This is a genomic window from Streptomyces mutomycini (genome assembly GCF_001700505.1).
GTDB lineage: Bacteria > Actinomycetota > Actinomycetes > Streptomycetales > Streptomycetaceae > Streptomyces > Streptomyces mutomycini.
In genome coordinates, this window is record NZ_MAPV01000056.1 from 60182 (window position 1) to 74021 (window position 13840).

Genomic DNA, 13840 nt, shown 5'->3' on the forward strand with positions numbered 1-13840 from the left:
GATCCCTTGGGCCTGCAGGTCAGTTGGTGGTACTGCTACGGGTGGAGACGTACGCGATCGCGCCGCTCGACAGCGAGGGCAAGCGGGTACCCAGGAGGAGGTCCGCGATATCCCGGTCGGTTTGTCGCGGTGCAGTCAGGTGCTTTACAGGGGTGGCCAGGTCGGTGACATATCCGGCCAGGACTGCGTCCGGAAAGGCGTGCCGCCCACCCTCGCCCTTCTCCCACCTGTCCAGGCCGGTCAGGACGGCCACCACGTAGCCCGACACCGTCACCGGCAGCACTCCCCCGGCCGCCAGGCTGGCGGCATCGCAGCGCCACCAGCCCCTCAAGCCCTTGAGAAGGTCACCGGGACTGAGGTCTGCTGCGTAGCCGACCCACTGCCGGCCGGTGTCCTCGACCTGGCGTGCAGAGTCGACACGCAGGACCCCGAGCAGGTCGGTATCCAGACGGTTCACGGGCGCAGGGGTGCGTTCCCGCAGGGCCTGGACGACCCAGAGCGGTGTCATCACGCGAACGCCCCGCCGGGAGAGGCCGGGAAGTACGCCCGCGTTGACGAGACGCCGGTAAGTGGTGATCGCACAGCCCAGCTCCTCGGCGGCCTGTCCGGTGGTGAGCAGCATGGCCGGCCTCCTTGGGAATCTGGGCGTTGCCGTACCTGGACGCTAGCGGCAGACCAACCACACATGCAAGTCTGATCAGATATCTGAGTCCTGTTGTGGCAGTTCGTGGAGGAGCCACAACACCCGCGGCGCGGCGGGCTGCACGGTCCTTCGCTGAGCGACTGAAAGCCGCTCAGCCCGGCCCGGCCGCTGGATATCGCCAGCCGACCGGTTTCCGGGGCAGCACCCCACCGCCTCCGGAGGTCCAGCGGTAGACATTCCTCCGCCTGACCTGCAGCGGACGCCGGTGGCGTGCTTCGACGCACTCCTGGCCGACAGGGTGGATGCGGGTGCCGCCGCCGGTATCGAGATAGCGAGTCAGGCCTGGGTCTGCAAGCTCCTTCACTCCAACGGGATGCCTTCGCACTCCGCCCGCACGGCGGGCTGGGCGTTGGCCGTAGCCCCCGCGCGGCTGATCAGGCCGTCCCGGATGAAACCCCTTGCTGCTGCCCCCTAGGAAAGAGAGGTTGGTTTGCGTGGCGGCGGGACGGCGCGCAGCAGCTCCCACAGTGGGCGGGAGCCGGCGGCCCATTCGGCGAGGGTGTGGCGGTCGACGACGTGAAGGCGCTGTTGCTTGGCGAAGTCCCCGGCCGGCCCGGTGACGCGGCCGTTCGTAACGATGACCGCGACGTCGGCGCCGTGGACCTGGCGGGCGGTGCCGTTGAGGACCTGGAGGTCCGGAGTCCCCACCGCGGAGCCGGCGAGACCTTTGCGCCGGTGCTTGCACTGGATCACCCAGCGCCGCCCGTAGGGGTCGGTGGCCTTCACGTCCGCGCCCAGGTCTCCGCCGCCTCCGACTCGGACGGCGTTGCGGCAGCCGTCCCGGTGCATCAGGTCGCGCACCGCATCCTCGAACTGCGAGTGGTGCAGGGCGTCCAACTGGGGCAGGCCGTAGCGCAGGCCCTGTGCGCGCACCGCTTCCCACTGCCCGTGTTGCTGCTTCCGATAGAGCCAGCCTCCGCCGGCCAGCACGGCGAGCACGCCGATGACGACGAGGATCCACCAGTTGACCAGTAGCCAGTTGACGATGGCCACCACCAGGGCGACGGCCAGAGCCGCGGTCACGAGGAGGCCGATCAGCCGGTCATCCGCTCGCTGTCGACGCCTGCTCGGCCTGCGGGTCCGTCGCCGTGCCGGCGGGCGCCTGCTCGCCACCGCCCGGCCCTGGCGTGGACGGGGGCTCACCGGCCGGCCTGGGTGACGCCGCTCGCGAGCCGGCCGAGGAAGTCCATGATTCCGCGGCCCACCGGTGTCGGTGCGATGAGCACTCCCAGGGCCAGAACGATGACGACGGTGAACTTCTCGTCCAGCCGACTCCGCGAATGCGTACGCCGGCGCAACCGTATGACGACGATGACCGCGAGCAGCACAGCCACATTGATCGTCAGCAACCGCCTGACCTCCCCGGAACCAGAACGCTGGAGCGGCAGGCGCCTGCCCCAGCCCTCTTGTGTAGCGCGGCTTTGGTGATGTCGAAGGCGAATTGCTGACGAATGGCACAAAGCCATCGGGCCTGGCTGAATACCGGGCGGGAGCTCAGTCTTGGATGTGCACGGTGACATGCAGGTCCTCCGGTGCGCCGCCATGATTCCTGGGGCTGCCGGACTCTCGAATCCGGGCCTGCTGGTCCGGTCGCGGAAGGCGGCCTCGTCGGCGGAGTCCTTGCACTCAAGCGGGTTCCACCAGTAGTTCCGGTCGAAGCCCTCGCAGTGGTTGCAGAGGTTTGCGGTGGCGCGCAGTTCGTCAACCTCGATGTCGGACCTGTTCCACGCCGGACTGCGGGTGTTCGGTGACGCCGCCGCCCGTGCCCACGCCGAGTGGTGGAAGGAGCTGGAGGATCGTGAGGAGCACGCCCTGCTCTCCGTGGCTCCCGATCCGACGCCCCTCTTCGTCCGGCGGTCCATCCGGCGCACCAGCAGCTCGGCGTACACCAGCACTGCGATGAGGACGACTGTGCCAGCAAGCATGACGGGCGAGGCGATGCGGTCCGCACCCTGTTCGACGGCATCCGCGTGCGGCGGGACCTGGTGGAGGAACACTCGGTGCTCTGCCGGGGGCCTCATCTCCTGCCCCGCGACCATCACCCGCGGCGGAAGACGGCTGCTCGGTGCGCAAGAGGGGCCACGACGGGGGAGACGATCGAGGGCCTCGCCTAGGCCACGGTTCCGTAGAAGGTGAGGGTGGAGGCGCACCTTCCGATGGCCAGCTTGTCCAGGTTTAACTATGTTGATACCGGTTACTGGTCCGGCTAAGGCGGGAAAACGGGGAGACACCGGGTGGCGCAGCCGTCCCGTGCGGGGCTCTACGTCCGGTCTCGGCCTCGTCCGACCCGTGTCCCCAGCCCTACCGACGTTTCACACACCCCACGACGAAGGGGAAACAAAGTGACCGACACCTCGCACAAGCCGACCACTACTGACTCCGGCACCCCCGTCGAGAGCGATGAACATTCGCTCACCGTCGGCCCGGGCGGCCCGATCCTCCTGCAGGACTCGTACCTGATCGAGCAGATGGCTCAGTTCAACCGGGAGCGCATCCCCGAGCGTCAGCCGCACGCCAAGGGCAGCGGGGCCTTCGGACATTTCGAGGTGACCGGGGACGTCAGCGGATACACCAGGGCCGCGCTCTTCCAGCCCGGCACAACGACCGACCTGGTCATCCGGTTCTCGACCGTAGCCGGTGAGCGGGGCAGCCCCGACACCTGGCGCGACCCTCGCGGCTTCGCGGTGAAGTTCTACACCAGCGAAGGCAACTACGACATGGTGGGCAACAACACCCCCGTGTTCTTCGTGAAGGATCCGATGAAGTTCCAGCACTTCATCCGGTCCCAGAAGCGTCGTGCGGACAACAATCTCCGCGACCACGACATGCAGTGGGACTTCTGGACGCTCTCGCCCGAGTCCGCCCACCAGGTCACCTGGCTCATGGGCGATCGTGGCATCCCGCGCACCTGGCGTCACATGAACGGCTACACCTCCCACACCTATATGTGGATCAACGCCCAGGGTGAGCGCTTCTGGGTGAAGTACCACTTCAAGACCGACCAGGGCGTCGAAACGTTCACCCAGCACGAGGCCGACCAGATGGCTTCCGCCGACACGGACTATCACACGCGTGATCTGTTCGAGCACATCCGCGACGGCGAGTTCCCGAGCTGGACGCTGTACGTCCAGGTCATGCCGTACGAGGACGCGGTGGACTACCGGTTCAACCCGTTCGACCTGACCAAGGTGTGGCCGCACGGCGACTACCCGCTGGTCGAGGTGGGGCGGATGACTCTGGACCGTAACCCCACCGACAACCACGCGGAGATCGAGCAGGCGGCCTTCCAGCCGAACAACCTGGTCCCCGGTATCGGCCCGAGCCCGGACCGGATGCTGCTCGCACGGCTGTTCTCCTACGCGGACGCGCACCGCTACCGCATCGGGGCCAACTACCAGCAGCTCCCTGTCAACGCGCCCGTCGTCCCGGTGCACACGTACTCCAAGGACGGAGCGATGGCGTATCGGAAGACCACCGATCCCGTCTACGCCCCGAACTCGAAGGGTGGCCCGGCAGCCGACACCGACCGCTACGGCAACCCGCCGAGTTGGCACACCGACGGAGACATCACCCGGGCGGCCTACGTCTCGCATGCGGAGGACGACGACTGGGGCCAGGCAGGCACCATGGTGCGCAAGGTCCTCGACGACGCCGGGCGGGACCGGTTGGTGGACAACGTCGTCGGCCACCTGCTCAACGGAGTGACCGAGCCGGTGCTGCGGCGGGCTTTCGAGTACTGGACGAACATCGACAAGTCGATCGGTGAGCGCATCGAGAAGGGGGTGCGCGCCAAGGCGGGCGAGAAGGACCCCAAGGCCTCGCAGCAGGGCAACCCCGCGCGCCGGTCGATGCAGGACAAGGCCTGATCCCCCTGCGTACGTCGCCTCCCCGCATGACGCCCCCGGTCGATGCCGGGGGCGTCATGCGTGCGGGCTGTTCACCCCCGCCCGCCGCCGTATCCGGTCGCGTTACCCGATTCCGTCCCGGCCTCGCCGGCGCCGTGTGAACCTGTGGGCCACGGCCCTCGAACGGCGAGATTCCTGTCCTCCGGCATGGCATCGGTCACCCGGCGGGGAGTGATACTGGAACTGCGCGTACGCGGGGCAGCCTCGCGCCGGTAGTGACGTCACGGTGTCTACAAAACCGAGGGGAGCCGTTCATGACTACGGCGACGGACCTGTTCATCATCTCTGTGGACCTGGACCATTCCGTGGGACAGGGTGACCTGTCGCTCGCACTCGCGGGAGCCGAACTGATCGATCTCATCTCATCGGCTTCCGACGTCACGCTGGACGGCGACCTGATCGTCCCGGGCGGGCCAGCGGCGCCTGCTGATCGACTCCTGGCCGGTGCGTGGTCGGTTCTCGATGGTCAGGCGCCGTACGAGCGGGTCGAGGACTGGCTGTGGCGGCGAGGGCACGATCTCTCCGCGGCGTACCAGACGGCCCTCGAGGAGAACGGCCTGCTCCGTCAGCAGCGACGCGGCCGATCGCCGTTCGGCGCCGAGCGCGTGGAACTGGCCGATTCACCCTCTCGTAGCCGGGCCTTGAGCCGCTGGGCAGCCAGCGAGCCCGTTCTCGTCGCCCTCGCATCGGCAGTGGGTATCCGGAGCGAACCGTCCGAGGACGAGCCGAGCCTCGATGACGAAGCCGTGACGACAGTGCTCGTCGCCGTCAATGATGCGGTGATGGAGCTGGAGGCGGAACGTCAGAAGCGGGCCATCGAGAATACGGCGTTCGCCAATCTCTGGCGCGGCCCGTAACGGACATGCATCCGACGATCTGCCCTTCGAGCCCGCAGGTGGAGGGGCACTCGTCGCACCTGCCCGCCGTCCGCGTACGGCCGGCAGCGCCGTTCGTCCCTCGGGCCCCCGCCACGTCCCGTACTTGGGCGGAGGGGGCGGCGGCGAGACGGCGGGCCTCGGCTCGTCTAACGGGTCCCGTGCTCTCCCGGTGTGCCGCAGGGCCTCGCGATGAGGGTCAGAGCATCGGTGGTGCTGGGAAGCGCCGGTATCAGTTCACCGACTCCCGTGACGTCCAGCAGCCTCGCGAGGTGTGGTGGTGCGGCGGCCACGGACAGCGACCCGTGCCGGTCCTTCGCATACCGCAGGATGCCGATCATGGTGTTGAGGCCGGAGGAGTCACAGAATCGAAGGGGCGCCATATCGAGGACCAGGTGTGATCTGCCCTGTCTGATCAACTCAAGTGCCCTCGTCCGCAAGGTGGGCGCGCTGTCCACGTCGATCTCGCCCGCGACGGTGAGGACGGCGGTCGAGTCCATCGGCTGCCGGACGGTGAGGATGAGGCTCGGGCTTTGCGTCATAGGTGTCAGTGCTCCAGGCCGGGGAGCGGTAGCCGCCCCGGGTGGGGCGGCCATGACCGCTGGATGATCACGCGTCGGATGTCGACTGCGAAACCGTACCCCATGACAACTATTGCCATGGGGAAACACACCAGGGGTCGGCCGGCCGGCTCCGGAGGTGGTGCTCTCAGGAAACCGTTGCTGACGGAGGTACGATATCCGGGGCCACGCGCGTGTCCCGGAACCTTCGTCGTGGCTTTCCACACGAGCGCATCAGTGCCCGGCTCGTTTGCTCGGTCCGGTGGCCAGACGGACGAGTGAGACAACTGCCGGATCGGAGTGTCATCGATATGGGCCTGAACCCCGAACCCGACCACTGTCGCCGGGATGCGGCGCGTGAGGGTTCCGAGTTCGTCGAACTTCTGGAAGTTCTCTGGGAGCACGGACGTGAAGCCGTACCCACCGGCCCCGTATCCCCCTCGCAGCTCCGCGTGCTGTACACGCTGGACCGGGAGGAGGGCATCAATCTGCGCATGCTCGCCGACGCCCTGGGTTCGGCCTCCCCCTCGGTCAGCAGGCTGTGCGACAGGCTTCAGGCCACGGGATTCGTGGAGCGCGCCCCCAGCCCGGTGAGCCGCCGGGAACTGGAGCTCCGGCTGACCAGCCACGGCAAGGCGTATCTCGTCGACCTGCGCATGCGTCGGGAAGAGGTACTGATGTCCACGATCGACGCCATGCCGGCCAAGGCGCGCCGCTCACTCCTCGAAGGACTCAGGGCCTTCCGCAACGCGTCCGCGTCCTCCGGGAAGGACAGCGGTGGAGCGAGACCCTTGCGGTCGACCGGATAGAGGCCGGCCGACCGCAAGCAGGCCAGGTCACGCAGATGTGCCGCCGGTGGCCGGCTGCCGGCCGAACCAGTCCAGGCAGACCACCAGGGCATCGTCGTCCAGCGGTGCGGCACCTCGGTGGTCCCTCAGGTCCCGGAGCACTGCCAGCGGAACCTGCTCGGACGGAAGGAAGCGGTGAGCGGACAGCGACCGGGCGATGGCGCGCTCCCCGTAGCGTTCTCCCGCCGCCGACGCGCTGTCGTAGACGCCGTCGCTGCCGATCAGCAGCCGGTCGCCAGGTTCGACGCGCAAACGCTCAGTGACGTACTCCGTCTCTTCGAACATCCCCAGCGGGAGCTGCGCGTCGAACTCGCAGGACTCGACGCTGCGCCCTCGCTGCCGCCACATCCGCGGGGATCCCGCGTCCACAGCCTCCACCTCGCCCGTGGCCAGGTCGAAGCGGAGGAGCAGGACCGCCGCGTGCAGCGCGCCTCGGTACTGGGCGTAGACAGCCTGGTCGGCGAGGCTGGCCTGGCCCGCGAGGCCGAGGCCGGCGCGCCGGGCGTTGCGCAACGCGCTCACGACGAGATTGGTCAGGAGGGCCGCCTCCATCCCCGTGCCCATGCCGTTGGTGACGGTGAGGGTGAGGTGATGGGCCGAGACCGACCAGTCGAAGTTGTCGCCGAAGATCGCGTACGCGGGCTCCAGATGGGCGCCCAGCTTGAATTCGGGGCGGGACACGGAGCGGCCCGGCAGCAACTGCCACTGCATCTCCGCGGCCAGGGTCAGCCTCGTGGCGCGCCGGGCGAGGAGGTAGAGGTCGGTGTCCCGTTCGGCGACCAGGATCTCGTGGCCGAGCGCCTCACAGACCTGCTGCATCTCCGCCAGGTCCGCCCGGGAGAGACCGTCCTCCGGCCCGGTGACGGTGAGAACCCCGAGCCGGTCCCCCCGGACGGTCACCGGCAGATGTACGTGCAGGGGGCCGGGTGCGGTCCGGGGCTCCACATAGGGCTCCTGGACTCCGAAGGCGCGACCCTGTGGGCTGTCATGAACGTGCACCGGCTCGGCGAGAGGCGCCTCTGACACCACCTGGAGGGTGGTCATGCCGTAGTCGGCGAGCCGCAGCTCCACGCTCTGCACGGCGTACTGCTCCCGCAGAGCCTGCGTGACGACGTCGAGGAGCAGGTGGGGTGCGGCGTTACGCAGCTCCCGCTCGACCGCAGCGTATCTGTCCACGTGATCCTGTTTCTCATTGTGCTGCGCCGAAACCCGGGCCGCCCTCGGGCCCGGCCGGCCTCCAGCGTACGGGCCTGTACCCGATCCAGCGCGGCACGCCCGAAAGGATCGCGCCGGTGGACGGCGCCGCTCATTCTACGATGTCCAGAGACAACTGTTTCCGCGCAGCAAGAAAAGAGCCGTCTTCGCGCATGGGTCTGCGGGGGCGGGGCAGGGGCTCGTCAGGTATCCCGTACAGCACCAGGGAGGGTGGCTACACAGTGATTACTCAACAGACAGCCGGAGCCGCGCCGGTTGACGGGTTGCAGACTTCGGATGCCTCGCAGGAGCGCATAGGCGAGCTGCCGTGGATCGAGGACGCGGGCAAAGTTGCCCCGCAGAACGCCCGGGCTCTGTCGACGCTGTTCTTCGAGCGGCTGCAGGTCCTGGAGGAGGGCACGCACGAGTACCAGTACGCGCGCAACACCCTCATCGAGATGAACATCTCTCTCGTCCGGTTCGCCGCGCGCCGCTTCCGTAACCGGGGCAGCGGGGACATGGAGGACATCACCCAGGTAGGAACCATTGGTCTCATCAAGGCCATCGACCGGTTCGAGCTCTCGCGCGAGGTCGAGTTCGCCACCTTCGCCGTCCCCTATATCGTCGGCGAGATCAAGCGCTTCTTCCGTGACACCACCTGGGCCGTCCACGTCCCGCGACGGCTGCAGGAGCTCCGCGTGGAACTTGCCAAGGCCAAGGACGAACTCGCCACCCGGCTGGACCGCGATCCGACGGCGAAGGAACTGGCCGCCCACCTGGACCGCACCGAGGACGAGGTCATCGAGGGCATCATCGCCTCCAACGGCTACACCGCCGGTTCGTTGGACCTGCCGACCGATACCGGTGAGACGACGGGCACAGCGTCGCGTACCTTCGCCGACGTCCTGGGTGAGCCGGACGCCGCGATGGAGACGGTGGAGAATCTGCACGCCCTGGCTCCGCTCCTGGAGGAGCTCGACGACCGCGAGCGCCGCATCATCGAGATGCGGTTCGGCCAGGAGATGACGCAGGCTCAGATCGGCGCCGCGCTGGACGTCTCCCAGATGCATGTCTCCCGTCTTCTGACACGCACCCTGGGCAAGCTCCGGGCCGGCATGCTGGCCTGATCCGTCCGTGTCCGTGGCGCTCGGTGGTGTCTTGAACGCCACAGAATCACTTCCGGCGCTGGCGCCAGGCCGTTCAGCACGAGACGTACATGAGGCCGCTCTGCCGACTCCGTGACACCGGGCTACTGCTCCGCCGGGTCCGGGCGCGGTTTCCGCCTTTCGTCCCAGGCCTTCGGGGGCGGGCTGGGGCGGAGGAGAAGGGCACATCCCGCACCTTGCCGCCCCTCGTGCTCCGAACTCCGGTTCGAGCCGGTCACGTGCCTCGGGTCATGCGACTCGGAGTGATCGGGCCACCTCGGCAGTCTCGTCGAGCTTCCCGGGCGCCACGGGCACGCAAACAACCGGACGGCCGCCCGCGCTGATGCCGGAACGGGGGCTGAAGCCATCCGCTCGCGGCTGCGTCGCCTCCCGCTCTCCCGCAGGAGCACGCGCCACCCACCTGCGTTCCCCCGTACGGCAGCCGCGCTCCCCCGGCCGATCTCGGAGTGGTCAAACGGCCGGAAGATGCTCACGCACGGCGCCGGCAGCTGACCGGACCCCGTGCGCCCTGTCTGTGACTGCGGCGCCCACGGCATGTCCGGCCTTGCGTGCGCTGCGGGCACCGACAGCGGCCGCAGCTCGTGAGCGGTAGGCCAGAGAGGGCTTGCCGTGGGTGTCCGCGGCCGCGATCAGCAGACCGCCGAACAGCGACAGGTTCTTGGAGAACTGGACACGCTGACGGGAGCGTTCCCCAGGGTCCTCGACATTCCACCACGCGTGACCGGCCAGGGTCGTGGGCACGAGCGAGACGGCCAGGGCGAGGGCGGAGGCTCGCGGAAGGCGGCCGACCGCAAGGAGTGCGCCGGCTCCGATTTGGACAGCACTGTTGATCCGTACCAGTCGTGTCGTGTCGTCCGGCAGTGGCGGGACGCGCCCTGCGACGGGTTGGGCAACAGGATCTGCCAGGGCCGCCACGGAGTGCGGGTCCCGAAGCGTGCGGAGCCCGCCGGAGATGAAGACGGAGGCGAGCAAGGGGCGGGCGACTGTCCTCAGAATTGCCATGCTTCGCACTTGCCCGGGTTCGGACGGCGCACGCGTCCGGGTCTCTCGCGGCGTGTCATAGCGGCTTCAACCGCCCGGTGCAGGGCCGACCCTGGGCGTTCCGGTGCGTGTGTACCCAGCGACGGCAGCCGACATGGTGGTGCCGGGACCACGGCGGCCCGGACCTGAGTTGGTCCGGCCGTTCCCTGCCGTGCGATGCTGAACGGCACGTGCATCAGGGTGGTTGACGAGAGAAAGCGCAGGGTGAGGGCAGTGCGGCGGGGCGGGGCCATCATGTGGGATCGGTTCGCGGCGTCCGATCCGGGGCTTCTGCGGCTTACGGCCGGGCTGCGCACCGTATCGGCGATCGCTCTCACCTTGGTGGTCCTTGTCCTCCTCGACACGGATGTCACCCACTTGGTCGCCGGTGCGATGACAGCGATGACCGCCACCTTCGCGATCAAGGACACACTCGTACGCGACCAAGCGATCACGCTCGCTCTGGGCCTGCCCGTCGCACTCGCCGCGACGTCACTGGGTGCGCTGCTGGCCGACCAGGTCATCGCGGGCGACGCGTTCTTCGTGGCCCTCATCTTCGGCGCCGTCTACTGTCGGCGATTCGGTGATCGTGGGACTGCGCTCGGCCTCATCGGCTTCCAGATCTACTTCCTCTCCCTGTTCGTCGGTGCCGCGACAAGTAGCTTGCCGACGCTCTGTCTGGCCCTGGCCATCGGGTTCGGATGCAGCGCGGTGGTGCGGTTCGCCGTCGTTCCCGAAACTCCCCGACGCGTTCTGAACCGGTTGCGCGACGCCTTCCGGACGCGAGTCGCGCAACTCGTCTCCATACAGATCGAACTACTCGATGCCGGGCCCGAGCAGTTGGAGAAGGTCCTCGACGACATGCGACGGCATACCGCTCGCCTGCACGAGACCGCCCTGATGATCCAGGGCCGCCTGGAGGAAGGCACTGAGGACGCGGACAAGGCTGCGCTGCTCCAACGCCGGGTAGCGGATGCGGAGATCGCCACGGAGCGGCTCGGCATGCTGCTGCTGAACGCCCGCAGTGCGGAGCGCGCGGACACCCTCACCCTTCATCTGCCGCACGCGCCGGTGCCGCTCACCGGGGACTGGAGGCCGGCTGAGGACGACGCGACCATGGCCCTGCGCCGCGACCTCAAGGCTCTGCACCTCCTGGTCGGCAGAACGGCCTCGAACGACGGAGGTACGGGAGTCGCCCACCTCCGCAACAGACTGCTCGGCTACCGCGACGAGGAAGGGCTTCCGCCCGCCCCTGCGGGCATCCAGGACGCCTTCCGCGGCATCGGTGAGGCCGCCCGATCCGTGCTGGGTCTGCGACTCGCGCTGGACGGGCCCCAGGACGAGTCCGACGACTCGCCGGCAACCACCCGTTCCCGCGAGGAGTTCGACGCCGAAGACATCGCGCTCGCGTCATCCGAGGAGTCCGGGGAGGAGGACCGCACGGGCTTGCAGCGGCCCACCACGAGAGCGGCCTTCCAGGTGTCGGTCGGCTCGGTCCTGGCCATCATCGGCGGTGAGCTTCTCTCCGCACAGCGCTGGTACTGGGCCGTTCTCACGTGCTGGGTGGTCTTCCTCAACACCGCCTCGACCGGCGAGATTCTGGTCAAGGGCTACCGGCGTCTTCTCGGAACGCTGCTGGGTGCCGTGGCCGGTGTCGTGCTGGCGGGACTGGTCGGTGACCGCACCTGGGTCGCGTTCGCGCTCGTGCTCGTCTTCATCTTCGCGATGTTCTTCACCGCACCGCTGTCGTACGCGGTCATGTCCTTCTTCGTCACGGCCATGCTGGGCCTGCTGTACACACTGCTGAACTCGTACAGTTTCGACGTGCTGGTGCTGCGTATCGAGGAGACCGCGATCGGGGCCGCGTGCGGCATCATCGCCGCTGTGCTGGTGCTGCCGGTGCACACCGACCGCCGTACCGACGAACTGCTGGGGACCGTCCTCGACCGGCTCGGCGATGTCGCGTCCGCATCGGTGGAGCAGCTCAGTGGCGGTCCTGCGTCCGACCTGCTCAGCAAGGCCCGCGGCTTGGACACGGCTCTGGACGACCTGCGTGAATCGACAGGACCGTTGACCTATCCGATCACCCCGCTGCGTGGCCGTCGGCAGACCGTCCGCTATTTGGTGGCGCTTCTGGAGACATGCGCTTACCACGCCCGAGCGCTTGCGGCGACCGCCGAACTCGTGCCGCACAGCAAGACTGTAGCGGCCGATCCACGCCTGCAGCGGGCCGGGCAGCGGATCGCCCACAACATCGAGGTCCTCGCCGCGCATGTCGGGGACGAGGGTACCGGCGGCCGGGTGCGGGCTGGTGCCAGCATCGCGTCGACGTTGCGGGACGACGGATCCGGTGCGCCGCCGTCCGGCACCGTGACCTTCCGCGTGCTGCGTCACCTGCAGCGCCTCGACGAAGGTGTGGTCGGCCTGGCCAGGCCCCTGGACGTGCCGGTCGCCGAGAGCGCCGGGGCGAAGGGCGTACGCGGCTGACGGGCCCTGGTGATGCTCTCGGCGGGCTCCCTGCGATGTTCGGCGCCCACGGGCACGGGAGCCGCAGGCCGTGGCGGTGTCGTCGAAGGGCGTACGCATCGGTGACGCGGTCCGCGGGACGGCTGCCCTGGGTTCGGGGTCCTGAGGCACGCCAAGATCCCGGCACGGAGAGCCGGGCCCCGGTAGGCGGCTGGGCGTCGACCCGACAGGTTCGCCCTTCCCTCGGCTGAACACTCCGGTTACGTACTCCATGGCACGGTCGCCGCGTCCTCCCGACAAGCCGTCAGCCTCGGTTCGCTGCTGATGCGGGCGCGATCCTGGACGCCGAGCCTCAGCACGAGCGGGTTCTGTCCACGGTGTACTCGGCGACCGTCCACCGTTCTCCGTCTCCCCGCTCCATCCGCGCCGTGGCCACGTACCGTGGCGGCTGATCGGGCGGCGACGGGATCCGCCATCCGGTCGTCATGTCGAGGGTCTGCCACCTCGACCCGTCCACGCAGTCCTTCACCGTCGCTGTGGGCGGCTGCGCATCGGCAGCGAACGCGAAGACCGACGGCTCGTGAGCGGGAGCACCGCGCATCACCGTGCGCTCCTTGTCCATGCGGGCCAGATCTGCCTCCAGCGCGCTCAACGCGTCGGGCGTCATGTAACGCTTCAGGTCCGTCCCGTCGGCCGACGCCACCCGGTAGGCCTTCACCCGCTCCGCCCACATCAAGCCGTACACCCTGAGCACGTCCGCCCTGGTCGTCGCGTCAGCCACCCCGGTCGGCAAGGGAGCGGGCGCGGTCGATGGCGCGGGGGCAACCCTCGCAGGTGCGCCCTCGGACACCTTGGCGTCGTTTTCGCCGCCCCCACCGTCGATACCGCAGCCGGTAAGGGCGAGAACGAACGTCGCAGCACCGCACAGGAGCGTCTCGCCCACCCGGGAGCACTTCCGCCGCACCGTCTCCATCAGCACCCCGAAGCCACAGTCCGATATCGATCACCGGCTCAACGACGCCCGCCCCTTGAGGTCACCCCCCGGCCAGTTGCTGCGCCACGGAGTCCGCCGGGCCGGTCACGCAAGCCGCGTACAGCCGCTC

General features: G+C 68.6%; 12 protein-coding genes. 5 read left to right on the top strand and 7 right to left on the bottom strand.

Going from position 1 to position 13840, the window contains the following annotated elements; all coding sequences use genetic code 11:
• Positions 1–19: 19 nt before the first annotated feature.
• The 3 genes from BFF76_RS08960 to BFF76_RS08975 form a co-directional block, all read right to left on the bottom strand.
• Complete coding sequence (locus BFF76_RS08960) at positions 20–622, bottom strand: hypothetical protein (protein ID WP_065847918.1); 603 nt, start codon at positions 620–622, stop codon at positions 20–22.
• Between the two features lie 492 nt (positions 623–1114).
• The gene (locus BFF76_RS08970) at positions 1115–1816 is read right to left on the bottom strand and encodes a restriction endonuclease (RefSeq protein WP_031097148.1); all 702 of its coding nucleotides are present in this window, start codon (positions 1814–1816) and stop codon (positions 1115–1117) included.
• A 26-nt stretch (positions 1817–1842) separates the two neighbouring features.
• Positions 1843–2052: a hypothetical protein gene (locus BFF76_RS08975; RefSeq protein WP_031097149.1), complete on the bottom strand. Its 210-nt coding sequence runs from the start codon at positions 2050–2052 to the stop codon at positions 1843–1845.
• 993 nt (positions 2053–3045) lie between these two features.
• On the opposite strand from BFF76_RS08975, the gene BFF76_RS08980 reads away from it, so the two are divergent.
• A complete protein-coding gene (locus tag BFF76_RS08980) occupies positions 3046–4569 on the top strand; it encodes a catalase (protein ID WP_053930193.1) in 1524 nt (507 codons plus the stop codon).
• Between the two features lie 293 nt (positions 4570–4862).
• A complete protein-coding gene (locus BFF76_RS08985; RefSeq protein WP_031097151.1) occupies positions 4863–5465 on the top strand; it encodes a GOLPH3/VPS74 family protein in 603 nt (200 codons plus the stop codon).
• Positions 5466–5632: 167 nt separating this feature from the next.
• On the opposite strand, the gene BFF76_RS08990 is transcribed toward BFF76_RS08985, so the two are convergent.
• The gene (locus tag BFF76_RS08990) at positions 5633–6025 is read right to left on the bottom strand and encodes an STAS domain-containing protein (RefSeq protein WP_065847920.1); all 393 of its coding nucleotides are present in this window, start codon (positions 6023–6025) and stop codon (positions 5633–5635) included.
• 329 nt (positions 6026–6354) lie between these two features.
• Here BFF76_RS08990 and BFF76_RS08995 point away from each other — a divergent pair, with 329 nt between their 5' ends.
• Complete coding sequence (locus BFF76_RS08995; RefSeq protein WP_031097155.1) at positions 6355–6852, top strand: MarR family winged helix-turn-helix transcriptional regulator; 498 nt, start codon at positions 6355–6357, stop codon at positions 6850–6852.
• Positions 6853–6879: 27 nt separating this feature from the next.
• Here BFF76_RS08995 and BFF76_RS09000 read toward each other — a convergent pair whose 3' ends face one another.
• The gene (locus BFF76_RS09000; RefSeq protein ID WP_053930194.1) at positions 6880–8067 is read right to left on the bottom strand and encodes a PP2C family protein-serine/threonine phosphatase; all 1188 of its coding nucleotides are present in this window, start codon (positions 8065–8067) and stop codon (positions 6880–6882) included.
• Between the two features lie 263 nt (positions 8068–8330).
• Here BFF76_RS09000 and BFF76_RS09005 point away from each other — a divergent pair, with 263 nt between their 5' ends.
• Positions 8331–9212 (top strand): SigB/SigF/SigG family RNA polymerase sigma factor, encoded by an 882-nt coding sequence (locus BFF76_RS09005; RefSeq protein WP_031097159.1) that lies wholly within the window; start codon positions 8331–8333, stop codon positions 9210–9212.
• A gap of 489 nt (positions 9213–9701) precedes the next feature.
• Here the strand turns inward: BFF76_RS09005 and BFF76_RS09010 are convergent, their stop codons facing one another.
• Positions 9702–10253, bottom strand: coding sequence for a DoxX family protein (locus BFF76_RS09010; RefSeq protein ID WP_065847922.1), 552 nt, complete (start codon positions 10251–10253; stop codon positions 9702–9704).
• Between the two features lie 273 nt (positions 10254–10526).
• On the opposite strand from BFF76_RS09010, the gene BFF76_RS09015 reads away from it, so the two are divergent.
• On the top strand, positions 10527–12758 hold the full coding sequence (locus BFF76_RS09015) for an FUSC family protein (RefSeq protein ID WP_065847965.1): 2232 nt from the start codon (positions 10527–10529) through the stop codon (positions 12756–12758).
• Between the two features lie 331 nt (positions 12759–13089).
• Here BFF76_RS09015 and BFF76_RS09020 read toward each other — a convergent pair whose 3' ends face one another.
• Complete coding sequence (locus BFF76_RS09020; protein WP_244167241.1) at positions 13090–13518, bottom strand: hypothetical protein; 429 nt, start codon at positions 13516–13518, stop codon at positions 13090–13092.
• Positions 13519–13840: the final 322 nt, after the last annotated feature.

Coding starts and splice junctions, on each gene's coding strand:
- BFF76_RS09010 (WP_065847922.1), bottom strand. CDS start 10,253: ATGGCAATTCTGAGGACAGTCGCCCGCCCCTTGCTCGCCTCCGTCTTC.
- BFF76_RS09015 (WP_065847965.1), top strand. CDS start 10,527: ATGTGGGATCGGTTCGCGGCGTCCGATCCGGGGCTTCTGCGGCTTACG.
- BFF76_RS08985 (WP_031097151.1), top strand. CDS start 4,863: ATGACTACGGCGACGGACCTGTTCATCATCTCTGTGGACCTGGACCAT.
- BFF76_RS08990 (WP_065847920.1), bottom strand. CDS start 6,025: ATGACGCAAAGCCCGAGCCTCATCCTCACCGTCCGGCAGCCGATGGAC.
- BFF76_RS08995 (WP_031097155.1), top strand. CDS start 6,355: ATGGGCCTGAACCCCGAACCCGACCACTGTCGCCGGGATGCGGCGCGT.
- BFF76_RS08960 (WP_065847918.1), bottom strand. CDS start 622: ATGCTGCTCACCACCGGACAGGCCGCCGAGGAGCTGGGCTGTGCGATC.